24 protein-coding genes are annotated in these 23131 nt (G+C 36.9%); 14 read left to right on the top strand and 10 right to left on the bottom strand.

Annotated features, from left to right (window positions below; translation table 11 throughout):
- Nucleotides 1-9 precede the first annotated feature (9 nt).
- From FJR09_RS22430 to FJR09_RS22410, 5 genes are all read left to right on the top strand, one after another.
- Nucleotides 10-987 (top strand): ATP-binding protein, encoded by a 978-nt coding sequence (locus FJR09_RS22430; protein WP_371416363.1) that lies wholly within the window; start codon nucleotides 10-12, stop codon nucleotides 985-987.
- Nucleotides 987-2030: a metal-dependent hydrolase gene (locus FJR09_RS22425; RefSeq protein ID WP_168652455.1), complete on the top strand. Its 1044-nt coding sequence runs from the start codon at nucleotides 987-989 to the stop codon at nucleotides 2028-2030. Before FJR09_RS22430 ends, FJR09_RS22425 begins: the two co-directional genes overlap by 1 nt.
- A gap of 40 nt (nucleotides 2031-2070) precedes the next feature.
- Nucleotides 2071-2922 carry a formylglycine-generating enzyme family protein gene (locus FJR09_RS22420; RefSeq protein WP_168652454.1) on the top strand — a complete coding sequence of 284 codons (852 nt, stop codon included), beginning with the start codon at nucleotides 2071-2073 and terminating at the stop codon, nucleotides 2920-2922.
- A 108-nt stretch (nucleotides 2923-3030) separates the two neighbouring features.
- Nucleotides 3031-3375, top strand: a complete 345-nt coding sequence (avd, locus tag FJR09_RS22415; RefSeq protein ID WP_168652453.1) for a diversity-generating retroelement protein Avd — start codon at nucleotides 3031-3033, stop codon at nucleotides 3373-3375.
- 71 nt (nucleotides 3376-3446) lie between these two features.
- A complete protein-coding gene (locus FJR09_RS22410) occupies nucleotides 3447-4529 on the top strand; it encodes a reverse transcriptase domain-containing protein (protein WP_168652452.1) in 1083 nt (360 codons plus the stop codon).
- Nucleotides 4530-5032: 503 nt separating this feature from the next.
- Here the strand turns inward: FJR09_RS22410 and FJR09_RS22405 are convergent.
- From FJR09_RS22405 to FJR09_RS22380, 6 genes are read right to left on the bottom strand one after another with little or no spacing between them, the layout of a single operon-like run.
- The gene (locus FJR09_RS22405; RefSeq protein ID WP_254433192.1) at nucleotides 5033-6775 is read right to left on the bottom strand and encodes a formylglycine-generating enzyme family protein; all 1743 of its coding nucleotides are present in this window, start codon (nucleotides 6773-6775) and stop codon (nucleotides 5033-5035) included.
- Entirely contained in the window at nucleotides 6776-8116 is a 1341-nt protein-coding gene (locus FJR09_RS22400; protein ID WP_168652451.1) for a CHAT domain-containing protein, read from the bottom strand.
- A complete protein-coding gene (locus tag FJR09_RS22395) occupies nucleotides 8107-10092 on the bottom strand; it encodes a hypothetical protein (protein WP_168652450.1) in 1986 nt (661 codons plus the stop codon). Before FJR09_RS22395 ends, FJR09_RS22400 begins: the two co-directional genes overlap by 10 nt.
- Nucleotides 10089-11126, bottom strand: a complete 1038-nt coding sequence (locus FJR09_RS22390; protein WP_168652449.1) for an AAA family ATPase — start codon at nucleotides 11124-11126, stop codon at nucleotides 10089-10091. The genes FJR09_RS22395 and FJR09_RS22390 overlap by 4 nt, the downstream gene beginning before the upstream one ends.
- The gene (locus tag FJR09_RS22385) at nucleotides 11123-11518 is read right to left on the bottom strand and encodes a CU044_2847 family protein (protein WP_168652448.1); all 396 of its coding nucleotides are present in this window, start codon (nucleotides 11516-11518) and stop codon (nucleotides 11123-11125) included. The genes FJR09_RS22390 and FJR09_RS22385 overlap by 4 nt, the downstream gene beginning before the upstream one ends.
- Complete coding sequence (locus tag FJR09_RS22380) at nucleotides 11515-11766, bottom strand: DNA-binding domain-containing protein (protein ID WP_168652447.1); 252 nt, start codon at nucleotides 11764-11766, stop codon at nucleotides 11515-11517. The genes FJR09_RS22385 and FJR09_RS22380 overlap by 4 nt, the downstream gene beginning before the upstream one ends.
- A gap of 274 nt (nucleotides 11767-12040) precedes the next feature.
- On the opposite strand from FJR09_RS22380, the gene FJR09_RS22375 reads away from it, so the two are divergent.
- On the top strand, nucleotides 12041-13120 hold the full coding sequence (locus FJR09_RS22375; RefSeq protein WP_168652446.1) for an ATP-binding protein: 1080 nt from the start codon (nucleotides 12041-12043) through the stop codon (nucleotides 13118-13120).
- A 96-nt stretch (nucleotides 13121-13216) separates the two neighbouring features.
- Here the strand turns inward: FJR09_RS22375 and FJR09_RS22370 are convergent, their stop codons facing one another.
- Together FJR09_RS22370 and FJR09_RS22365 are read right to left on the bottom strand one after the other, a co-directional pair.
- Nucleotides 13217-13738: a Bro-N domain-containing protein gene (locus FJR09_RS22370; protein ID WP_371416364.1), complete on the bottom strand. Its 522-nt coding sequence runs from the start codon at nucleotides 13736-13738 to the stop codon at nucleotides 13217-13219.
- 1 nt (nucleotide 13739) lies between these two features.
- Complete coding sequence (locus FJR09_RS22365) at nucleotides 13740-14333, bottom strand: BRO family protein (RefSeq protein ID WP_168652444.1); 594 nt, start codon at nucleotides 14331-14333, stop codon at nucleotides 13740-13742.
- A gap of 258 nt (nucleotides 14334-14591) precedes the next feature.
- On the opposite strand from FJR09_RS22365, the gene FJR09_RS22360 reads away from it, so the two are divergent.
- Together FJR09_RS22360 and FJR09_RS22355 are read left to right on the top strand one after the other, a co-directional pair.
- A complete protein-coding gene (locus FJR09_RS22360) occupies nucleotides 14592-15716 on the top strand; it encodes a hypothetical protein (protein ID WP_174782859.1) in 1125 nt (374 codons plus the stop codon).
- A complete protein-coding gene (locus FJR09_RS22355; protein WP_254433191.1) occupies nucleotides 15688-16767 on the top strand; it encodes a hypothetical protein in 1080 nt (359 codons plus the stop codon). Before FJR09_RS22360 ends, FJR09_RS22355 begins: the two co-directional genes overlap by 29 nt.
- A gap of 34 nt (nucleotides 16768-16801) precedes the next feature.
- Here the strand turns inward: FJR09_RS22355 and FJR09_RS22350 are convergent, their stop codons facing one another.
- Nucleotides 16802-17443: a hypothetical protein gene (locus FJR09_RS22350; RefSeq protein ID WP_168652442.1), complete on the bottom strand. Its 642-nt coding sequence runs from the start codon at nucleotides 17441-17443 to the stop codon at nucleotides 16802-16804.
- A 65-nt stretch (nucleotides 17444-17508) separates the two neighbouring features.
- On the opposite strand from FJR09_RS22350, the gene FJR09_RS22345 reads away from it, so the two are divergent.
- From FJR09_RS22345 to FJR09_RS22335, 3 genes are all read left to right on the top strand, one after another.
- Nucleotides 17509-18069, top strand: a complete 561-nt coding sequence (locus FJR09_RS22345) for a thermonuclease family protein (protein WP_168652441.1) — start codon at nucleotides 17509-17511, stop codon at nucleotides 18067-18069.
- Nucleotides 18070-18273: 204 nt separating this feature from the next.
- Nucleotides 18274-18888: a hypothetical protein gene (locus FJR09_RS22340; RefSeq protein ID WP_254433190.1), complete on the top strand. Its 615-nt coding sequence runs from the start codon at nucleotides 18274-18276 to the stop codon at nucleotides 18886-18888.
- Nucleotides 18889-19249: 361 nt separating this feature from the next.
- Nucleotides 19250-19798 (top strand): hypothetical protein, encoded by a 549-nt coding sequence (locus tag FJR09_RS22335; protein ID WP_168652440.1) that lies wholly within the window; start codon nucleotides 19250-19252, stop codon nucleotides 19796-19798.
- Nucleotides 19799-19824: 26 nt separating this feature from the next.
- On the opposite strand, the gene FJR09_RS22330 is transcribed toward FJR09_RS22335, so the two are convergent.
- Complete coding sequence (locus FJR09_RS22330; protein ID WP_168652439.1) at nucleotides 19825-20028, bottom strand: hypothetical protein; 204 nt, start codon at nucleotides 20026-20028, stop codon at nucleotides 19825-19827.
- A gap of 149 nt (nucleotides 20029-20177) precedes the next feature.
- Here FJR09_RS22330 and FJR09_RS22325 point away from each other — a divergent pair, with 149 nt between their 5' ends.
- From FJR09_RS22325 to dnaN, 3 genes are all read left to right on the top strand, one after another.
- Entirely contained in the window at nucleotides 20178-20888 is a 711-nt protein-coding gene (locus FJR09_RS22325) for a hypothetical protein (protein ID WP_168652438.1), read from the top strand.
- Nucleotides 20889-20999: 111 nt separating this feature from the next.
- Nucleotides 21000-21656, top strand: coding sequence for a Rad52/Rad22 family DNA repair protein (locus FJR09_RS22320; protein ID WP_174782858.1), 657 nt, complete (start codon nucleotides 21000-21002; stop codon nucleotides 21654-21656).
- Nucleotides 21657-21856: 200 nt separating this feature from the next.
- Nucleotides 21857-23026, top strand: coding sequence for a DNA polymerase III subunit beta (gene dnaN / locus FJR09_RS22315; RefSeq protein WP_254433189.1), 1170 nt, complete (start codon nucleotides 21857-21859; stop codon nucleotides 23024-23026).
- Nucleotides 23027-23131 lie beyond the last annotated feature (105 nt).

Genomic DNA, 23131 nt, shown 5'->3' with positions numbered 1-23131 from the left:
TTGCTGACCGTGAGTTCATTCAATCCCCTGTCAATTATCTTGGCTGTAATTTCTGTATTTCCACAGCTTTCTAAACCATCCCCTAATGAGGGAGTGGGGGGAGTTGGGGGAGTTGGGGGAGTTGAGGGAGTTGGGGGAGTTGGGGGAGTTGGGGAGGAATGTTTTGAGGTTGAGGAATTTCAAATTTATAGACAAGCGGAATTAAACCGCACTACAGCGTCATTACTCGCTAATGGGGCAATTTTGATTGTCGGTGAAGAGGGGAGTGGTAAGTCTGTACTGGGTAATGCCGTTGTTGAAAGATTAACTGACGATGGGTTTTTGGTGGCCTTCGTTGAACCAACTACTCCCAAACAAATGCTTTTAGAGATTACCCAGCAGTTTGAACTTCCCACAGAAGATATAGAGGGAAAAAATCTGACTATGGATAAACTCAAAAGAGCGATCGCTGAATTCTTAGGGGAAAACACAGCATTTATCGTCCTCGATGATGCTCAAAGTTGCGACATGAAATTTAGAATATGGCTCAAACAGTTACGCCGTAAGGGTGTACCGATGCTTGTACTTGCTACAGACCCACCCCGTTCTGATATTTTTATTAATATTCCGAGAATTGAACTGAAACCCTTACCAGAGAAGGCAATCAGACAAATCATGAAAGCAGCAGCGCAAGAAAGAGCGATCGCCCTAACGTCTGCCGATTTATCAAAACTTCAGGAACGCGCCGGGGGAAATCCCATGTTAGCTATTCGTGCTATCGAGGAGGAATATTTAGGTTTAGATATTGAAGGGGCTGATCACAGAAGGTACTTTGACATCACCCCATTAATTTTAGTAGTGGGGGTAATCTTTGTAATTATGCGCTTTATTGGACTTGGTACTAATGACCAAGCACTATATATATTTGGTGGTATTGCAGCAGCGATATTCTTGGGACTCTCCCGACTGCTTTACAGTTTGCCTCAAGAGGAAAGGAGAATTAGATAATGTTGGGAATATCTCATCTATTAATTAGTGGGACTGCATCCAGTTTATTACTCCAAACTGCAGACCCGGTTTTGATTGCTGTGGGGGCAATTGGTGGTTTATTACCAGATGTTGATGTTTCTACTTCACCAGCAGGTAAGGTTTTTCCTTGGATAAGTGGCTATTTTCAAGAGACAATGCCCCATAGAAGCATGACTCATTCTATCGTTGCGTCGGCTGTTGTGGCGATCGCCTCCTACGGAACAGCAATATTTATTCCCCAATTTATTCCTATAGCATCAGCCCTGACAATTGGTTATACCTTTGGCTGGTTTGCAGATTGCTTTACTCGCGGTGGTGTAGAAATGTTCTGGCCTTCACCTGTTAGGTGTGTTTGTCCTGGGAATAGAAATCTAAGGTTAAAGACTGGGAGTAATGCTGAATATTTTATACTTTGTATTTTGATTGCGATCGCTCTATCAGCATTTAGCATCAATAGTAAGGGGGGAATTTTAACCCAGTTTAATCGTTTAATTGCTTCTACATCAGGGGTACAGGGTGTTTATAATAGTTCGGGAAGTACCCATAAAATTATTGCCAATATTAAGGGAGTGAGAGCCGGTGATAGGTCAAAAGTTGATGGCCAATTTCAGATTATTCAACCTAACGGGACTGGATTTATAGTTCTCGAACCTAAGACAAATAAACTATATAAAGCCGCAACTGAACCTGATAGTCAGATTGTGATTGAACAAATTACAGCAGATGTTTCTACACCTGCTATTACTACTATTGAATCGGTATTTGTGGAAGATCAGGTTATTGGGGAGGCGATAAGTAAATTTAACAGAACCAATACAAATGTATTTATTAGTGGTGATTTGTCAGTGGAAGATTTTGACACCTCAGTTTTACCTCGTGACCCTTATCAATTTAAGTTTATTGACGCATCACCTAGTAATATTAAACTGGAAGCTGCGCCATTGAAAACTGTGATCAAATTCTTAGGGGATGAATTTGCAACAGGTTCACTACAAATAAGATCAATTGTTAGTAGTCAATAATTATGAATGAATAACAGATGTAACCATCGGGTGACAAAAAATGCCAAAAATTGTGATTCATGAGTATCAAAGAACAGCACAGTATTTTCAAGAAGATTTAGGTAATGATATTCAACTGGACATGATGTTGATTCCTGGTGGCACTTTTATCATGGGTTCACCAAAAGAAGAGGAAGATAGCACGGATAGTGAACGTCCACAACATGAAGTTACAATAGAACCCTTTTGGTTGGGTCAATATCAAGTCACCCAAGCACAGTGGAAATTTGTAGCCAAACTCCCCCAAGTCAACAAAGAACTAAACCCAGATCCATCTAGATTTAAAGGTAATGGCTCGACTTCGCTCACCAACAATCGCCCTGTGGAACAAGTATCTTGGTATGATGCGGTGGAGTTTTGCGATCGCCTCTCAAATCATACTAAAAGACAATATCGTTTACCCAGTGAAGCCGAATGGGAATATGCCTGTCGAGCGGGGACAAAAACACCGTTTCACTTTGGAGAGACGATAACAACGGATTTGGCTAACTATAATGGTAACTATACTTATGGTCAAGGACCTAAAGGAGTTTATAGAGAAGAAACAACAAAAGTAGGGAGCTTTGAAGTAGCCAATAACTTCGGATTATACGATATGCACGGCAATGTATGGGAGTGGTGTTTAGATGACTGGCATGATAATTATACAGATGCACCAGCAGATGGCAGCGCATGGTTTAGTAGTGATGATAAACTAAGTGACAAAACAGGACGCGCTGTACTGCGGGGCGGGTCTTGGATCAACTTTCCTCATTACTGCCGTTCCGCGTATCGCGACGACTACCTCCGCGACGACCACAACTACACTTTTGGTTTTCGTGTTGTCTGCGTTGTTGGGAGAACTTTCCGGTAGCCCTTTATACTTTTCCTCTTTTGCCCTTTGCACTTGTTCTTTTTTACTTTTTTGTCGCCTTATGGCGACTCGAATTTTTTAGATAAAAATACTAAGATTTGTTAAAGAATGAAAGAATTATCGGTTATTCAAAAGACTTATGATTGTATTAAATGGTATGTGCCAATTATTGAGCGATTACCAAAAATTCATAAGTTTACATTAGGAGACAGAATCATCAATCAACTGTATGATTTATTAGAGGGTTTAATTCAAGCCAAATATGCCAAAAATAAACTGACTCAATTAGAATCTCTCAATACTAAACTAGATATTTTGCGATATCAAACACGAATGATGCTAGACTTCAATAAGATGTCAGTGGAACGATACGAATACGCTATCAAGTTAATCGCCGAAATTGGTACAGAATTAGGTGGATGGATTAAAAAACAAAGAACTAGGGAAAATTAAGTTAATTCTCTAGATTCGAGAATATTAATTTTGTAGGTATGGAATATTGGGTTTATTAAATAACAAATTTTATGAAGCGTTACGGCAATCTTTATCCCCAAATTATTAATTTTGAAAACATACTTTTAGCATCACGTCAAGCGCAAAAAGGGAAACGATTTCGAGACAATGTTTTAGATTTTAATTATCATTTAGAAACTGAACTAATTAGATTACAGAAACAGTTAACTGATAAAACTTATCAGCCAGGAGATTACCGCACCTTTCACTTGATAAATCCCAAAAGCCGCCTAATTTCAGCCGCACCCTATCGTGATAGAGTTGTTCATCATGCTCTTTGTAATGTCATAGTACCAATTTTCGAGAGAATTTTTATAGCTGATTCTTATGCTAACAGACTTGGTTTTGGTACACATCGAGCTTTGAGAAAATTTACTAGCTTTGCTCGCAATAGCAATTATGTCCTGCAATGTGATATTAAAAAATATTTTCCCAGTATAGACCATATAATCTTAAAAGAATTAATCCGCCGGAAAATTAAATGCTCCGATACCCTGTGGCTAATTGATACTATTATTAACAACAGTAACGAACAAGAAACCGTAATTGATTATTTCCCTGGAGATGATTTACTTACTCCTGTAACCCGCAGAAAAGGTTTACCAATTGGAAATTTAACTAGTCAGTTTTTTGCCAATATTTATTTAAATAGCCTTGACCATTTTATTAAAGACAAGCTAAAAATATGCAAATATGTCCGCTATGTTGATGACTTTGCTTTATTTAGTGATGAGAGAGAGTTATTAGCAGATGCCAGATTAGCTATAGAAGAATATTTAGCTAAATTAAGGCTGAAAATTCACCCAATTAAAAGTCAACTATTTGCTACAAAAATTGGTGCAAGTTTTTTAGGGTTCAGAATATTTGCAGAGACAATTCGGGTACGAAATAGCAATTTGCATCAAGCTAGGCGTAGACTCAAGCGATCTGCTTGCAGCAGCGCTTCGCTATCGCAAACAGATTATCTTCAAGGTAAGATAGAATTAGAAAAGGTCAATCAATCTCTACAAAGTTGGTTTGCTCATTTGGAACATGGTGATACTTGGCAACTGCGCCAACAGATATTTACTTCACTTACTTGGTTGAGGGAGTAGAGAAGGGGTAGGCGAACCCGACTGCGGGGCGGGTCTTGGATCAACAATCCTCAAAACTGCCGTTCCGCGTATCGCAACAACAACAACCGCGACAACCACAACAACAATATTGGTTTTCGTGTTGTCTGCGTTGTTGGGAGAACTCTTTACCGCGAGAGTTGGCAGGTGGGAATCTGTCGAGAGTGCAACCGAAGAGTTCAGCCTACACCTGTGATGTCGGTAACGATATCCAAAAATAAAACTGGGTTGGGTAGCTTGGTAGGTGAAAACCGAAGACTTGCCCAGCCCTCCCAATACGATTTTAGATTTTGGATTTTGGATTTTGGATTGGGAATTACCTGTTGTATAACAACAACTAAAATTAATAGTACAAATAAACTATTCCATCCGATGAACTCGTTTGCACTCTCATAGACCAATTTTGCAAAAAAAAATTTTAACGCTACGCTAAAAAAAGCAAAAAAGAACAAGTGCAAAGGGCAAAAGAGGAAAAGTATAAAGGGCTACCGGAAAGTTCTCCCAACAACGCAGACAACACGAAAACCAATAGCGTCGTTGCGGTTGTCGCGGAAGTTGCTGTCGCGAGACGCGGAACGGCAGATGAGAGGATCGTCGAACCAAGACCCGCCCCGCAGTACAGCGCGTCCTGATTTGTCACTTAGCTTATCATCACTACTAAACCATGCACTGCCATCTGTGGGCGCATCTTTATAATTATCATGCCAGTCATCCAAACACCATTCATATACGTTACCGTGCATATCGTATAGTCCAAAATTATTGGCTACTCCAAAACTCCCTACTTCTGTTGTTTCTCCTCTATTAACTCCTTCAACTCCATCGCCATACGTGGATTCACCATTATAGTTAGCCAAATCGGTTGTAATCGTCTCTCCAAAGTGGAATGGTGTTTTAGTTCCTGCTCGACAGGCATATTCCCATTCAGCTTCACTGGGGAGGCGGTAGGTTCTACCTGTATATTGTGAAAGGCGATCGCAAAACTCAACTGCATCTTTCCAAGAAACTTGCTCAACGGGACGATTGTTGGTGAGCGAAGTCGAACCATCACCTTTAAAGTTAGATGGTTCTGGGTCTAGTTCTTTGTTCACTTGGGGTAACTGAGCAACAAATCGCCATTGTGCTTGGGTGACTTGATATTTACCCATAAAGAAGGGTTGGACTGTGACAGAATGTTGGGGACTTTCATCTTCTTGGTGTTCCAATTCTTCTGGTGGAGAACCCATGATAAAAGTGTCACCGGGAATTAACATCATTTCTAGTTGAGTGTCGTTAGCTAAGTCTTGAATAAAACCTGTGGCTTGTTGAGAATAACGGTCAATAGTTAGATGGGAACTAGCAGACCATTTATTAATGAGAGATTTAACATTTGATTTGGTGACTTTCTCACCAATTATTTCTGTTAAGACTTTCCACAATGGTTTAGCAATACTATTGCTAAGTTGCTGCTCTGATTCTGGGTAATTTGCTGATTCTTTAATTTGCTCATGAATTTGTTTATAGGTTAAATTTTTTAATGCACCGTTTAATACTTGCTGTTCAAGATATCCTAAGTGCTTTCCTGTGTGCTTAAATACTGCTTCGTAAATAAGTTCTAGAATATTATTACTGTTATTTGCTGATGTAGGAGATTGATTAATTTCCTCACTGTCTTCTAAGATATTATCACTATTATTTATTAATGTGGTAGATTGATTAATTTCTATAAAGGCTACTTGAAAATAAAAGGTTTGTGGGTTGATAGAATCATCTATCAGAATGATGGTTTTAACTTTAAATTTACATTGCTGTAATGGAGGAGGATAAACAGCTTCTTTTGCGTAAATAGTACCAACCTTTTCTTTAGTAACAGATACATCTTCTGTACTAATAGATATATCCCGCAAACGCAACATTTTCAGGGGTACACCCCAAGCACTGACTAAAGTTACTCTAATCTCACCTTTCATTTCCTTATCTGCGGCAGTTAATAAAAACTTTACAGCACCATAAGTTCCACCAAAACGATGTAGAACAACTGCCGGTTCACCTATAGGTTTATTCTTAAATAATGGAGTAGTATCTACTCTAAAATAAATGGGATATTCCTCTTCTTCATAATTCCACTCCTCACAATTACCTGTTTGTATTAAATCAATTGTCATTAAATAGGTTTTACCTACTTCTGCTTGCTGAGGATAGCTAATTGTGGGTTGAATTGATATGGGTAATTGTTGAGTATCAGTCATTTAATTTTCCTCATGGGGGATAATGTTAAGTGTGGTCATAGGGTTGCCATAATAGATATACATAAAGGTAAAAATCAGTGATAATTTATTATCATCATTTTTTTCAGATTGATTTTTTTCAGATTGATATTTTTGAATTGCTTTTAGTCTAAGATTTTTTAAAATTGTAGCTACAGAAAGATGGGGATTTTCTTTATATTCTTCAAAAAAATTGCGGGAAACTATAGCTGCATATTTATCTGCAACTTTACATAGTGTTCCTATTACTCCTGCTGCTCCTTTTTTTAAGAAAAAGGTTGAAAATCCCATAGGATAATATTTCCCAGTTTCAGAATTATGATCAACAATATATAAAGAATCATCTTGCTGTAACCTTCCAGAATGGCAAGTATTCATAAACACAAGACTAGGATTTTTTGTCAAAAAATCAAAATCATACTCATATAGTTCTATTAATGATATTTGTTTTTTAATATCTTCTTCTCCTAACTTATTTTTTGATAAATCATCTCCAAAAAAACCATGACTCGCAATGAAAATTAAACTAATATCTGATTTGCAAGTATCTAGAAAATTGAAAAGGCTGTAAATATCGTTCTGAAAAATAGGCTTGATTTTTTCAATATGTTTCTGTTCTTCTTTAACACTAGGTAAATCCTTAGTATTTAGATAAGCTACCATGTTTCCATAACAATTATTTTCTTCAATTTTTAAATTAATTAAACTATTAACATCATCTAAATCATCGGGATTCGTCATATCTTGCCATCGTACTGTGACTATTGAAGCACCTAAATAATTATTTTTTGTTAATTCTAACATTTCCCAAGGAATTTCAAAGCTTGTTCGGTCATTAATAATTAGATAAGATATTTGAGATTCAGACTCATTTTTTAGTTTTTCTTGTAATTTTATTAGCCAACTTCTAAGTTTTTTAATTTGATGATTTTCCTGAGATAAACATCGCATTGTTGCAATAATTTGATAGGGGTTTTTATCGTTAATCATTTTGTCAAAGGATACTTGAGGTGCTTGAATTTCTTGAGTATCGAGTTGTTGATCTATATTAAGAAATCCATTACGACAGCGAATAATTATTTTTTCTCCATCTAGACATTCTACTTCTAAAGTAACAATTTTGTTTTGAAGCTTTTGGTTTATTTGAATATTCAAATTAGTTTGAAAATATTTATTATTTTCCTTGCTTAATCTCTCTATTTCATCAATTTCTGAATTATTATTATTTTCTAATAATTTATCTGCTAATTCTGCTTGATATTGCAGTTGATAATTAACAGAACTTAGTTTATTTTTTAGTTGTTGAATTGGATTTATTCCCATTCTACCACCTCCCAAGTTTCCAAGGGTGGAATAGCAACAACTTTTGCCCTTAATTCTTTTGCTAATGATAATGGTAAATCAGGATATTGCTTTGATTGGGGATTGAGAAATACCACTTCTACATTGTCTAAATTGCCAATTTTTTGAGCAATTTCTAAAGCATCTTCAAATCCTTTTCGTCCCACAGGTGGTTTGATTTCTCCTAAATGACTTGCTTCTAAAGGAACATTTCCTCGTCCATCACTAATCACAACTAAAACCGCTTTTTGGATGGTATTTCTGCCATGTTGTAGAGCATGACGAAGAGTTTGTAGGGTTAAATCAAAGCCATGTGCTAAGGGTGTTGCTTTACCTTTTTTAGTTTTTTCTAAATCAAGAGCGATATTAATAGAAGGAACAAGAACATTTTGAGCAGATATTTTTTTAGCTCGTAATTCCTCAAAATTAATGCTAAGTTTTAATTCTTCCTCTTTTAATATTGTTGAATCAGTAGCAATACCCACTTGCATGATACCAATACTTGCTCTTTGTGTATAAGCCCAACTGATATAGGGAAATAATTGTTCTTCCCATTGGCAAGATTCTAAACAAGTATAATCTAGTAGCACCATTAACATCTGTTCAGCAACAGGCGCACGACGATGACGATATATATCTGTAGGTGATATTTTTAGTTTTCGATGACTATTAAGATGATTATTTTGACGAATATTCTGAAATTTAGCTGCTTCTAATAATGTTCTGACAATGGCTAAATCTTGTACCGTGCTACTTTTTTCCACTCCAATAATTGTGCCACGAGCGATCGCTTTTGATTTAAACCGACGAGTAGGAAATTTTAGAGAAGCCATTTCTCTTTCCAAAGGTGCAATATCCTCTATATAAGGATTCTCTAAAGGCTCAATATTTGGTAAAGATATATCTGGAAAAGATTGAGGTTTATCTCCTTGATAAATAGTTAATTCATTCTCTTTTTTTGGATCATTATCACCTAAGTTTGGTTTTAATTTATCCTTTAATTCTAAACTGGGTTCAGGCTTGAGTTCATTTTCAAGTGAGTCAATTCCTGGTATCGGTATGATATTTATATTTTGGTTATTGGGATTATTTATCTCTTGCTCTAATTTTAACCCAATCATTTTCGCTACTCTATCCACATGAGCAACTGTTACTTGCTTTTCTGCCTCTAATTGAGCCAAAGTGCTAGAAACCCGAGCTAAAGCCAGTTCTCGACGATGATACACTGTTGAGGTAGAAGTATAGTCTAAAATCTTCTCTAAAGCCTTTAGTGTCATCTTTGGTTGTGAAATGCTAACCTGTTTTAACCATTGTTGCAATTCCGGTTCAATTTCCCTTTCCTGAAACAATAACTTTTGTTCTAATCTTTCATCATTTAATAATTGTTTAATTTGACTTACCCTATCTGTATTGTTATTAATTTTTCCATTAAGACGGATTGCAAACCTATCTAATAAATGAGGAGAAATCTTACCTATTTCTTCTGGCTGACTTGAACAACCCACTAACCAGCAAAGATTGGGTTGCCAATATAGATTTTGTCCATGACGCTCTAAATGTACAACATCTGCTCCCATGAGTACAACACAAGCTCTCATTGCTGCTAAACTTAACTTTGTTAAATCAGGGATAATTACTAATCGAATTTCCTGATCATTTTCTGTCTTACCCAGTAACCCAGATTGCCATTTAAAAGCTTGGTTTTCTAATTCACCCCATAACCCTATTTGTCCCCACAAATCATCCTCTGATTCAAATGTTCCCAATTTAATTGGTACAATTCCACATTCTGTAACTGCTTTGAGTAAAGAAATTAAAACCCCTGTAATCTGCTGTAAATCCACAGGAGAAATATCAAACAGCAAAATACTCCGCAATCCTCGATTAAGTGCCACACAGCAAAGTGATTTCATTAAAAGATTTGGAATTTCAACTTTTAAAGATGGGTTTAAGTTCATTTTGCATCGGTGTTAAGTTTCAGAATTTCCTTAACTTTGTTATCATCATCCTGAGTCCAAGGAAGTTGACTACTTTGGAGAAATTCAGGACGACGATGTTGCAACACTAATTGAGTGACAGCTTGAATATGTTCGGCAGTTACTTGTTTATCAATATTTTTGGCATTCTTTTTAGCACTATTTTTGTTAGCATCCTGTTTAGCCTTTTCCAAGGCAGCATAGGCACAAGAGGTTAGGGCAATGATATAATCTCCCCGATTTCCTTCTGCTTTAAAGGCTTCTGTCAACTTTACACAATATTCAATCATATCATTCGATATTTCTATACTACGAAATTTGTTTTTTGCTTGGTCCAAAATTTCTTTATATTGCTTATTTTTTTGATCAGCGTTGTTAATATATTCAGAAGAATCATTTTCAGATTGATCAAATAGTGCTTTATCCCAATTCATCACAGTTTGTAAAATCTCAATCCGTTCTTTTTTCCCCGTTTGGGCTGTTACATCTACCATCAACCCAAACCTATCTAATAATTGAGGACGCAAGCCACCCTCTTCAGGATTCATAGTACTAACTAAAGTAAAGGATACTGCCTTTTCTATCGGTTTACCATCTCGCTGTACTACTAAAACTCCGGTAGAAGTAACATCCAGAATAATATTTACAATATGATCATCAAGAAGATTCACTTCGTCAATATAAAGTAATTTATCCTTTGCTTCTTCAAGTAACCCATGTTGCCATTCGGCCTCACTCTTCATCAATTTATCAATTTTCCAACCACCCAATATACGATCTTCTGTAGCATTAATAGGTAAGGTGGCAGGAAGTTTCTGTTCCATCATCAGCGAAAATGCTCTGACAGCAGTGGACTTACCTGTTCCTCGTTGTCCACTTAGTAATACCCCTCCAATACGAGGGGCAATATAAGCTAATTCTAATGCTAGTTTTAATTTTTCCTGACCGACAAGCAAGGAGTAGGGTAGTATTTTTATTTTTGGTTTTTCTTGTTCTTGTTCTGAAATTTCATTCATTGTACTGGGGGAGTTAAATTTAATTGAGGTTGTGAAGATGAATCCTCTTTTAATTTCCATTTCATAGTTACTTCCATTTGTACCTCTGCACCTGCTTTTGCCAACATGGGTACACCTGCTTCAGAATCTAGCTTAATGCCTAGTTTCATTTCAAATTCATTGGGTTTAATATTCTCACCCATTTCATTGACACTTTCTATAACTTTAGCTGCACAATTACGGGTTAATTTTAAACCCTCCCCAAATAAGTCACTTGTTGCCGTAAGAATTTTTTTTCCTGAATCATCTCTAAATAACATATCTTCATCTTGAGGTTGAAACTTATCATCAACTTGGATGTAAATTTCAATTTCCTGATCCCCAATTGTGCTACTGCTTTTTACAATCTTCATAGATTAGATACTCTTAAAGTAATTTGTAGTTTAGATTCTAATTCCGTAAGTCTTTTTTCTAACTCACCCACTCTCTGATTCAAGGGTACATTGTCAGCACAGCCAAGATACTGAGCGATAGCGAAGCGCTCCGTAGGAATCGCACTCACAACTACATCAGGTTTCGACGTACCAGTTAGCTCAACATAGTTGTTGAGTTCTTGCAGTAGAGATGGAGATAATCTGATGGCGATTTGCGGTTTGCTCATAGCTTAAATTCCGTAACTATACGGCATACTACCAACTGTACAACAAAGTATTGCTAGTTGTAAACAATTCTTAACTCAAGTAGCGTAGGCGATACAGGTCGCCTTAGTAGTGTGTCAACCAGGGAACTCTTAACTGGGAATAAGGAACAGAGTTGAAAGTCTTTTGGTGTATGGTTTCTTAGGTAAATTCTGTATCTCATTCAAGTGCATACCGCTATATAATTATAATTATTTAACTTTTAAATCTATTCACAAGCTTTAAAACCAATTAATCATGAAACCACTACCACAGGCTACACTTAAACCACAGAATAAAGTAATTGAGAAAGAGCGATCGCACTCTGGCATATTCTTAGGGGAAAAATGCTACTGGAATCCTGCTAACTTACGAAATGGTCATGCAGTGGTTTTAGGGACTTCTGGAAGTGGTAAGACTCAAACCTTAAAATCAATGGCTTATGAATTACCGTCACTGTTCCCAGAAATTAAAATTGTTTTAATAGACTTGCATGGGGATTTGGGATTACCTAATGAAGTTTGTTATAGATTAGATGCAGAATCACCACACGGTTTAAATCCACTGGTTTTAGATTTAGATCCTAGAGGTGGTGGACCGGATCTTCAGTCAATCGGAATTTCATCAATTCTTAGAAAATCCTTAAAAATGGGCGACAACCAACAGGGATTATTGTTGAACTGCTTTATAAGTTGCTATGAAAACAGGGGAATATTTCAGAAAAAACAATCAACATGGACTAATCAACCGCCCACATTTGCTGATTTAGAAGCTGAATTAGAAAACCGTGTAGAAGATGGTTGTAAAGATTCAGAAAAATTATTATTGAAAATGGCTGCTACATTTAAATATGGCATATTTAGCAAGCCGCAGCCGTCGTTAAACTTTCCGTTAATTAGATTTGACTTATCAGCATTAGCTAAAGTACCTGGATTATCAGCGATCGCCGCAGAAACTCTTTTAAAACAATTATTGGATTCTCATAAATTACAAGGTGAAATTAAAGATAAAACACCCCGTTGTTACGTCATCTTGGATGAATGCAAAGAAGTTAAATCATCAGATACACTTGCCAGAATATCAGCAGAAGCTCGTAAATTTGGATTATGTGCAGTTGTCGCTAGTCAACGTGATGCCCACATTTCAGGAGAAGTTTTGGCTAATTCTTCACTGAAGCTGGTTCTTGCTGTGGATGAAACTGAAATTAGTAGTGTTAAAAAGAGATTTAGATTTTCTGAAACTATGATTGCTTCTTTGCAACCCTTAGAGGCATTAGTCAGGATGGATGGAGATGGTATGAAAACTAAAATTATTCCCTACTATGAAAAAGTTAAATAGTAATCAACTATTAATAAATATGGGAATTGGTTTAGCGATAGCGAAGCGCTCCGTAGGAATCGCAAAGCGCTCCATAAAAATCGCTACAATTAGTTTTTAGCCCTCTAAATAATCCCTTAATAATTTTTTCTTGGTTTGAGCTAAATCTTCCTTCTCTGCTTCTGTCAATTCGAGTCTAAATTTTTCCACTTCCAATTGTTGCTTCAATTTTTGTTCTGCACTTAAATTGATTGGTAATTTTTTGATGCCATCATCACCGGGAATAAATCGTCGCTCAGTGTACATGAATCTAAAATACTTTTTATCCTGTGGTGGTAATGAATCCCAAACTTTTGAATCCCAACCCGGTGGCATAAACTCAAGTTGCAACTGCTGAGAGTTTTGCAGTTGATTTTCTTCAAGCTGCTGTATTCGCATTTCTAATTCAGGATTTTCCTTAGCACCATAACTACCTGTCTTGCGAATTGATGGTAAAACTTCCTCAAAAACCCAATCTTGAAATTTCTCAGCAGATGGAAGATTGGATCTCATAACCAGTTGATATAATCCTGGTTCATTGATAAAAACTGGTTTTTTACCTGGTCTTCCTAAATCTAAAGCAGTAAACCTGGCAAAGATATTAAACCAATTTTGTGTCTATTAACAAGAGAATATCATTTATTACCTCACCTATATTAAAACCATTTTGATGAGGATTAAATCTAATAAAGGAACACCCTAACGCTTTAGTTATAGCATCTTGCCTAGACTGCTCTGCTATGCTATCTCTATCCCTATGTCCATATTCATCACACTCAACAGCTATTAGGTATTTGGGAAAATACAAATCAATTCTGTAGCCATTTATAAAAAACTGATAGACAGGACTAAATTTACGTAGGGCTGATGATATAATACCTATATAATTTTGCTCACTTCTAAGTGTCTTTATTTTAATATCTAACAACGCTGCAAATTCCCTGGCTTTAGGTAATATGGAGTTTAAAACAAGCATTTCTATTCCCTCTTGAGATATGAACAAGGGTTTCTTTCCAGGTCTACACATATCTAATTCACGAATATATTTAGCTGAAACACTATCCTGAACTGCTTTTGATGGATTTGTGTATCCCAAAGCCTTGGCAACTTGAGAAGCATTAAACCAAGGAGCGTTGTCAATAATGACTATCTCAAGTGCCTTAGTTCCAAACTTGAAAAGTGATATATTAATCATGTTCACTCTGCTTTAGTGGACTGACCAGTGAAACAGCCAAAGGAGAATTTACGACATTCTCCTTTGGTGCTGGTACTACAATTTTACGACATTTTAATATGAATAATAATATAAATAACCTATTTTTATATAGCGATAGCGAAGCGCTCCAAAGGAATCGCAAAACCCTCTATAGCGTAAGAATCGCTCTTTAATTATAGTGAGAAATAAAATGTTATATTATTGATGATTCACGGTGTTTTAGTTTTGGTGAATTGTATGAAAAATAATAATTTGGCAATAAATATCTTTTTTGCAATTGCGATCGCTTCACTACTTATTCTAGTGGGAAAACTCAAGCCACAGGATAACCCGGCTATTGCAGAAACCGCACCCAAAGTAGAAACTGTGACAGAAGAGGAAGAATTACCAGATAATTCACTACAGAAAGACCGTCCCTTGAGAATGAGTATTTCTGTAGATAACCCGTCATTTTTGAAAGTGCGGTTAAATGATGAGATTAAAATCGGGGATGTCATATCTGACAACTCCATAGAAAGACAACGATTAGACCGCCAGAAAAAATCAATTAAATTACAGATAGAGAATTTAAACTCCAAAACGCTGATAGTCCCTACACCACCACCACCTACCCCACTACTAAGAAACTTACCACCTTCTACATTTAGTGAAGAATTAGCAGCCATATCACAATCCCAACTCAAGCTAAAACAGTCTAAAGTCATCCTAGCTAATCGTTCCAAACTGCTAACAACTGACAACCCAGAACGCCGTGCTGAATTTGAAAAGGCTGGTGCTAGTTTAGCGATCGCCTCCCAAAAGATCCAAGAACAAGAGCAGATGATTGTCGCCATGAACGACATGAAAATGCAGTCAGAGATATTGCAACATGAACAATCAAAACTAAAAAACTTACAATCTGAATTAGAACAAGCTCGTTCAGAAGTTGACAGAGAACAAGCTAAACTTGATAATTCTGCAATTCTCCAAACTCAGGAATTAGAACAACTACAGACTAATGTTAATTTGGCTGAATCAAATTTACAGGTTGCTAAATCTAAATTAGAAGCCGCTAGAGTTAATCGTCAGATTCAAGAGTATCAAGCTAGTGTGGAAGAATCAAAGCGATCGCAGTCCCAAACCCAATCCAGACAAGATTACGAGCGCTCACGACTACAGTATGAAGAAGCTGTCAGAAATAACGATTATCAACTTGCACAACTGGGTATTTCATTAAGTGCGATCGAGGATAAATTAGCTGATATTCCGATTGTCAGAAGTCCCCGTAATGGGTATATTAAGAAGGTAAAACCTTGGGTGGGTAAAGATGGTAAATACCAAACTACTATTACTATTGTTTCTAATATTTCCCCTAAGAATTGAAGCTACATTAGCGCAAACGACCCAACCCCGACAAACCCCGACACAAACCACGACAAAGCCCGTCAATAAAACTCCGACAAGTCCGACACTAAAGCCTGTAACGCCTGTAAATAATAACGTTGAGACTTCGACAGAGGAAACCGCAGAAGAGCCAGCAGAACCATTAGATCCTGAAGAAGCTGAACAAAAAGCTAATGATTTAGATAATAAAATTTCCCCTAAGAATCAAAACCCTTTCTCAAAACCTGATATTGATAAGCTATTGACTCAGCAATTTAATGATGATATGTGGCGGATTATGCGGGGTGGTTTACCCTGCTTGGAAACTACATCAAGCTGTCTAGAACAATTACAAAATAAATCGGTTACAGATTCACCATTACTAAAAGAATTGGATACCAGAATCCAAGAAGCAACTAGCAAAATAGATGAAGCTAGGGCTAAAAATACCAAAACGGTAAAACTCTCTATATTAACTCCAGCTTTGCAGTATTTACTCGGACCGACTCCCACCGCTGGTAAACCTCAAGAGGGGAACGGATTAATTGATAATTTATTGGGAATATTTAATGGTAAAACTGGACTAATTAACGGATTAATTAATGTTATTGGTGTACCCTTATTTACAGCTTCTCAAGGGACAAATACAGAAGCTAATCGCAATGCGATTCCTACGGAGCGCTTCGCTATCGCCATTTCTGATCTCCAAATTAAAGTAGCTGAATTACAACGCGCCCGCGCCCAATTAGCAGATACTATCAGAGAGAAAGTAGCGATCGCATTGGTGAAATTTGATGAGGGCAGAACTGATTTTCAAATTGCCCAGGTTGTGGGAGCAAGGGCTATTGATCAATTTAAAGTATTTGAGCTACGTTACATTAGGGGGAACAACGATACTGAGGGATATTTAGCTAAACAATCGGAACTTGATAAAGTCAAGGCTAATACTTATGGTTCTTGGGGGAAAATGCGGCGATTCCTACGGAGCGCTTCGCTATCGCTATTTGAAATAAAGCTGTTAGTATTAGGTGTTAAAAATGCAGAAATTTAAAGAGGGCTAAAGTAAGCCCTCGGAAAACTGAAAATTAAGGCCAGGAGGATGGAGTATAAGTTGTTGAAACTCCATCGGCAACTTTGCAAACAGGAGGCTGTCCTGCATTTGGTAAAGAGGCAAGAGTATATGATGTTCCGGCAATAGAAAAAGAAGTTAGTGGTAATGTTTCCGTAGCGGTAATTTTTCCAAATCCGCAGGAATTCACGTTAATATTTTTTGTTACATCACTAGGAAGCGCAATTGTTGCCGCACTTCCAGCAGTTTTACCCACCACCACGACCTGACCGTTTGGAGTTTTAAAATTTGCAGGTCTTGCTTCTGAAAAAGCTCCTGAAATGCAAGTTGGCAAAGTTTGAATTGGCAAAGAAGCAGTATCAATAAAAACGTTATCTACCTTTAACCCGGCAAAAGATCCACTGGTGGGAACAGCTATTTTGACCTCGCCGCATGAACCAACAACCCTAGCAGTAGTTTTTGGTGTTAATCCTAAGTCAACTTCTATTTTACTGTTGGCTGTTCCAGACAAGTAAACAGAACTTATCCCACTTTGAGTAACTTTATAAACGGTTGCTGCTCCAAAGGGAACTGCATTGACTGAAGAAATTCCTAAAGAAGAGACAGTCAAGCTCACCACAGGTATTGCGAAACTAAACAATCTGCTAATTAAATTCATAGTTATTTTATAGACATTAGACAAAACAAATATATTATATTAATAATGAGTTGTAAATTGATTTAATGAAAGTTATTGAATTAGGAATTACTGTACTTTCTAGTAGCATTATTTGTACAGGAATTGTTCTTTATTTGAGGAGCGACAAAACAGCGTACACGCGAGGAAACGTAAGCCTTTCAACCATGCCAAACTCAGAATCTTGGCAAGTCAAAAGTGTACATGATGGGGATACGATAAAAGCAATAAAAGACGGAAATGTACAAAGTTTCAGGCTGTGCGGAATAGATGCCCCGGAAATTTCTCAACCATTGGGAACAGAATCAAGGGATTATCTAAAATCTCTTATTCCTGTACAAAAAACTGTACAAATATCAGTAATTGGTACAGATAGATATAACAGAAAGATAGGAGAAATATTTTTAACTGGTACAAATCCAGAGAAATTTATCAATGAAGAAATGACAGTTAAAGGCATGGCTTATAGCTACGATACGTACAAAAATTGCCCTAATCAGGTGGCAATGGATAATGGGGAAGCGATAGCGAAATCTAAAAAAATAGGTGTATGGAGTGGTAGTTATGAAAAGCCTTGGGATTATAGAAAGTCAAAAAAGAATAAATAACTTAATAAATATGCAAGTATGCGATTATGGAGGTTTTCGACTATACAAATGTTTTAATTAATATCTTTGATATCAAAACACTCCGAAGAAATCATCATGCTTTATCTACTGGAATAAACGTTGGTCTTGAGAGATGAAAAATATGGAAATATGGAAATATGGAAATATGGAAATATGGAGAAAGAGTGATTAAGTAAAGAGTTCTTGGGGATTTTGCATCATCCAGGAAGTTATCGAAAATATGGAAAATATGGAAAATATGGAAAATGGACATATAGCATGGTATCATGTTATAATAGAGTTATAATTATTCAATTGGTTGTTATGTTTATTAGAAAAGGTTTTGTGGATCAAATAAAGATTTGGAATTTTGTTAGAAATTATGAAAGTAGCTTAGTAGGTGAAAAATGGAATAATAAAATAAATAGTAGTGGGAGAAAGTGTTTGTGGTTTGGTGTGGGTGTGGAATTAGGTTTTAAATGTAGTATTTTTGATGGTGAAAAAATTAATAATGGATTAAGAAATAAATGTAATGATTTGTGGGGTGGTGAAGATTGGAATAGTATTTTATTGTATAAGTATGATATTGGGTGTGAGTTAAAAAATCATGTTGATAGGGAAATTTTTGATAATAAAGTAATTGTAATTAATATTAGTGAAAATAATTTGTTAGGTGGAAATATAGAATTTTATTATGGTGGAAATATTGAAATATTAAGTAATGGTGAAATTATAGAATTTAATAATAAAATTTCTCATGGTGTCAAAAAAGTTACTACAGAAAGATGGAGTTTAAGTATTAGAAAAGTATTGTTGTAATTACTGTGTACAAAATATAAATAAATAAAGAAATAAAGACCAAGCCCACCCACCACCTAAAGGCAATCGAAAGAGCTAGTTTCCCTGAGCCAGCCCTTGCAACCAGACACAGCAAATCAAGAAGAAGCTGGGGCAACCCGGCTACTACTCGTAATGCTGGCCTGGTTACAAGCCTACTAGCCCTTTCGACTGCCTAGAGTTATCCCCCAAAACCTAATCCCCTAATCCCCCAGTCCCTACGAGGAAATAAAAATTGTAATCAAAAAAGAATCGTTTTTCTAGTGGTATTGGTGGTGGTTTTTTTCTTGTTTATAGCGTGATACCATGCTATAATAGAGTTATATTTATTCAGTTAGTTGTTATGTTTTCTGCTCTTTTTTCCGGTGTTTCTTCTGTTGGGTTTTCTGGTTCTCGCACCCCTTCCCCTGCTGCTTTGTCTGCGCTTCTTTCTGCTTTGGCGTACCCTCCGGTTTCTTCTTGTCGCGTTTCTGTAGGTTGTGCGCGTGGTGTTGATGCGTCTGTGCGCGGTGCTTTTAGTGGTTCTAGTTCCCTGCTGGTGTTTTCTGCGGCTGCTCCCCGGTTTGCTCGTGCTGGTGCGGTAGGTGCGCTGGCGTTGCGGTCGGCTGCTTGTGTTCGTTCTGTTGCTCCCGGCGCTTGTGGTTTGTTGCTGGTGTTGCCCTCCGGCGCTTGTCCTGCTGGTGTGCGTCCTAGCCGTTCCTTTTCTGGCTGCGGTTCGGGGTCTTGGGGTTCGGCTGCTTTGGCTGTGGGTTTGGGTCGTCGTGTGGTTGTGTGGCTGGCTGCTGGTGTGCGTCCCCCGGTGTGGTCTGGTTTTTCGTGGTCTTCCGTTGGTGGTGGTTGGTGGTTGTGTTCCCCCGTTCCTTCCGCATCTGTGCAGTTGTCACTTTTCTAGTTTTTTGGGGCTTTATGCCCCTTTTTTTATTCATTTTCCGCTTCAGCTTCAGATTCTAAGGCTTTTATCAAAGTTTCTCTAATGAATTGGTTTCTTTTATCACCTTTTGTTTCATTAAGTCTTTTTAACAAAGAAGGTTGTACCCATAAACGAAGTTGCGCGTTATTAGGCTCACCTTCACAGGTGAATTGATGTTTTTTCAACTCAGGGTTTCCACCAGTTCTAGACATTTTTTTACTTTTTATACAATAGTTACTTCAAGTACCTACTTTTAAAATAGCATGGTATCACGCTAAATAATTGTAAAGTTTTGTTAGACCCCTTGTCTATTGCATGATATCACGCTATAATAAAAGAATACTTGACCAAGGTAAACATCATGAATAGTCAAAAATTTTCCGCCAAAGCTCATACCAGAACTGAGTACAATTATTCTAATTTTCATAAATCATTGCTGCATGAAAATAATAGCGATGATTACGCATTACGTCATATTTACAGCTTAGAAAATACCAAGGAATTACTACTAAAATTTGGCTGGAGTAGTGAAAATATCAAAGTAGGAATTGATCACGCTACTATTGATGTTTATAAAAATGTGGTTTATCTTCATATTCCCAACAAAATTACTAAGCGTGGTGAAACTGTAAAAATTAAGGGGATATCTAGATTTATTAGTAAAATTGACTATGTAGACACTTTAGTTAAAAGATGTTGGACTAAAGCTGATCCTCTTAAATTAGAACCCGGATCAGATTGGAATGAATTAATCGCCAAAGGTAACACAGGTGATTTTTACGAACTTACTTTAAAATCTTATGAAATTACTTGTACTTGCCACGCATTTAACGGAATTAGCAAAGCTTTTGAACAAGATGACAAAGCAATTAAAGCACTATTAAATCATGAAATAGCAATGGGACAAATACCAGATAAGCACGTATTTGCAGCGTGGAAATATTTGGGCGCAGAAACTCAACGACAATACGAATATTGTTGGATGGAACGTAGAGAGAAGGCTATGAGAGAGCATAGAGGAAAAGAATGGTCATGGGAATTTGAACCTGATTATGATCCTGAATACGCATAAATCAGATTGATAATTTTGGCCGCAGCCCACAGCCATTAATTGAGGGCAGGTAGTAAATTACTGACCAAGGTAAACTCACATACCTGCTTATTTAAATAGTAGCAAAAAATTATGGAATTTAGAGAAATTTTGATTGAATTGAAAAAACCATTCAAGCCTGAGCAACATCAAGAAAGAAAGTTGCCAGGAGGCGGTAAGTGGTTTTTTGTGACGTGGCAGGATATCAGAGAACGATTAGACGAAGTATATCCAGGTTGGGAATGTTGGTACTCTGAACCATCATACATTGGTGATCACTGTCATATCAGTTGCAAAATTACCATTTGTGGAATATCTCGACAATGCCCCGGTAATGCGCCCATAGAATTAATTTCCAAAGAAGGCAAAGATATGGCTAGAGGAACGCCAATTGAACGAGCAACAGCCGATGCTTTCAAAAATGCGGCGGAAGCTTTTGGGATAGCTCGTTATCTCGATAATCAAAAATTGACGGTATCCCTGATGCACAAACAAGGAGATTATAGAGCCTATGCTTATGCCAAAGAAAATGAACAAATAGAAGCCGGGGCGAGAGGAATTTCTAAAACTTCCCAACCAATCAAAGTAATTACTGAACCACAAGTTAAACGATTTTGGGCGATAGCGAAGCGCTGCTGCAAGCAGTTCGCTAAAACAAATAATGTTACAGATGATGAAATTGGCAAAATTCTTGATAAATTTTCAGTTAGGGGTCAAGCCGGGATAAGGGTAAAATGGGACACGTTGTAAATAAATGTTGCAGAAACCAATTTAGTGATTTACTAACTTGCCCGAAAATGGTAAAGAAACATTCAACTTTTGCACACTAAAATCAACTTTTTACGCGGTTCAGCTTCTCAAACTTGCTCATAAATAACCCTTTTTTGGGATGTTTTCATTTTGAACAATCAAGTTCAGATGGAAGCTGAAACAACGGTAAATTAAGAGTTTTGAGAATTAAGCACACAAAACTTTACAATGTGTCCCATTTTGCAGATATCCCGTCTGAACCCCAGATACATCTAACTGTCACAGATATAGCATTAACAATTCAGGCGAGTTTTGCTGCCCAAGTGTTATTAAAGGGTGAAATTACTGTACCAGTGCAAATTTTATTGGAGATAGTCAAGCATTGCCCTAATGGGACTATTTCTCTGAATAGTCAAACTCAATTTACTCAATCTAGTGATGACGATAAGCAAACAAAAATCTGCTCTCTATGCTTATCTGATGCCGATGGTAAGTATGAAATTAGAGGCATTAGTGCTGAAGAATTTCCACCTAATAACATAATTGATGCTACTCCTGTGTCTTTAGCAACAACAATTTTCAAAGATGGTTTGAAAGGTGTACTTTATGCGGTCAGCACTGATGAAAATAAATATATTTTGACTGGAGTTCATCTCCAACTGGCACAGGAGAAGTTAAAGTTTATTGGTACTGATGGTCATCGGGTTGCTATTACTGAACTTTCCACTCAAGGAATTGGCAGAAAACCTCGTCAACAAGTTTCATGTCAAGAAGTTCAATCTCAACAAGTTCCATCTGAGGAAATTATGCAATTTACTCTGCCTGGTCGTGTAGTGAGAGAAATAGCCCGTAACTTAAATGATGATGTGAAATCTATTAATCTGCTGTATGATGCCCAAAGTAATCGCTTGGGTTTTGCTTGGGAAGATGTCGTTCTTAGCTGTCAAGTTGTGGAAGGAATTTATCCTGATTGTGAGCAGTTATTAACTAAATTCAGCTTTGAGAAAGAAGTAATTTTAGAAAAAGCACCGTTAGTTAAAGCACTGGAACGGTTATCTGTGTTAACGGATAAGAAAGAGAAAGGAATTTATTTGCAGTTTGATGGCAGTTTACAACAGTTACGGTTATCTATTGAACGAGAATTTGGCAAAGGTGATCAGGTGATTGTTGCTAATTTACCAACAGAAATGATGTTGAATATTCAGTTTAATCTCAAGTATTTAATTGAAGTTGCTAAAGCTATTCCTAGTTCAAGTATCAAAATGCACTTACAGCAATCAGATTGTCCCGCTATGTTAGTTCCTGATGGAGATAAACTAAATCCAGAAGTGGAAATGTCTATGCGTCATGTCCAGGGGAAACGCATCTAATTTTTTTTGACAAAATGTAACTTCTATGAATAGATAAAAAGGGCAGTATTACCATGTTAATATCAAGCCAATAAATGAGTATGAAGAAAATTTGATGGTAAATTC

Origin of the sequence: Dolichospermum sp. UHCC 0406 (genome assembly GCF_009712025.1) — a bacterium.
In the GTDB taxonomy this organism is placed as follows: domain Bacteria; phylum Cyanobacteriota; class Cyanobacteriia; order Cyanobacteriales; family Nostocaceae; genus Dolichospermum; species Dolichospermum lemmermannii.
This window is presented reverse-complemented; position numbering and strand designations above follow the sequence as displayed.

What these genes read in the sequence shown, in the direction of transcription:
- FJR09_RS22320 (WP_174782858.1), top strand. Translation starts at nt 21,000, where the DNA reads ATGGAATTTAGAGAAATTTTGATTGAATTGAAAAAACCATTCAAGCCT.
- FJR09_RS22325 (WP_168652438.1), top strand. Translation starts at nt 20,178, where the DNA reads ATGAATAGTCAAAAATTTTCCGCCAAAGCTCATACCAGAACTGAGTAC.
- FJR09_RS22375 (WP_168652446.1), top strand. Translation starts at nt 12,041, where the DNA reads ATGAAACCACTACCACAGGCTACACTTAAACCACAGAATAAAGTAATT.
- FJR09_RS22410 (WP_168652452.1), top strand. Translation starts at nt 3,447, where the DNA reads ATGAAGCGTTACGGCAATCTTTATCCCCAAATTATTAATTTTGAAAAC.
- FJR09_RS22360 (WP_174782859.1), top strand. Translation starts at nt 14,592, where the DNA reads ATGAAAAATAATAATTTGGCAATAAATATCTTTTTTGCAATTGCGATC.
- FJR09_RS22335 (WP_168652440.1), top strand. Translation starts at nt 19,250, where the DNA reads ATGTTTTCTGCTCTTTTTTCCGGTGTTTCTTCTGTTGGGTTTTCTGGT.
- FJR09_RS22425 (WP_168652455.1), top strand. Translation starts at nt 987, where the DNA reads ATGTTGGGAATATCTCATCTATTAATTAGTGGGACTGCATCCAGTTTA.
- FJR09_RS22365 (WP_168652444.1), bottom strand. Translation starts at nt 14,333, where the DNA reads ATGATTAATATATCACTTTTCAAGTTTGGAACTAAGGCACTTGAGATA.
- avd (WP_168652453.1), top strand. Translation starts at nt 3,031, where the DNA reads ATGAAAGAATTATCGGTTATTCAAAAGACTTATGATTGTATTAAATGG.
- FJR09_RS22380 (WP_168652447.1), bottom strand. Translation starts at nt 11,766, where the DNA reads ATGAGCAAACCGCAAATCGCCATCAGATTATCTCCATCTCTACTGCAA.
- FJR09_RS22330 (WP_168652439.1), bottom strand. Translation starts at nt 20,028, where the DNA reads ATGTCTAGAACTGGTGGAAACCCTGAGTTGAAAAAACATCAATTCACC.
- FJR09_RS22400 (WP_168652451.1), bottom strand. Translation starts at nt 8,116, where the DNA reads ATGGGAATAAATCCAATTCAACAACTAAAAAATAAACTAAGTTCTGTT.
- FJR09_RS22395 (WP_168652450.1), bottom strand. Translation starts at nt 10,092, where the DNA reads ATGAACTTAAACCCATCTTTAAAAGTTGAAATTCCAAATCTTTTAATG.
- FJR09_RS22405 (WP_254433192.1), bottom strand. Translation starts at nt 6,775, where the DNA reads ATGACTGATACTCAACAATTACCCATATCAATTCAACCCACAATTAGC.
- FJR09_RS22420 (WP_168652454.1), top strand. Translation starts at nt 2,071, where the DNA reads ATGCCAAAAATTGTGATTCATGAGTATCAAAGAACAGCACAGTATTTT.
- FJR09_RS22350 (WP_168652442.1), bottom strand. Translation starts at nt 17,443, where the DNA reads ATGAATTTAATTAGCAGATTGTTTAGTTTCGCAATACCTGTGGTGAGC.
- FJR09_RS22345 (WP_168652441.1), top strand. Translation starts at nt 17,509, where the DNA reads ATGAAAGTTATTGAATTAGGAATTACTGTACTTTCTAGTAGCATTATT.
- FJR09_RS22385 (WP_168652448.1), bottom strand. Translation starts at nt 11,518, where the DNA reads ATGAAGATTGTAAAAAGCAGTAGCACAATTGGGGATCAGGAAATTGAA.
- FJR09_RS22390 (WP_168652449.1), bottom strand. Translation starts at nt 11,126, where the DNA reads ATGAATGAAATTTCAGAACAAGAACAAGAAAAACCAAAAATAAAAATA.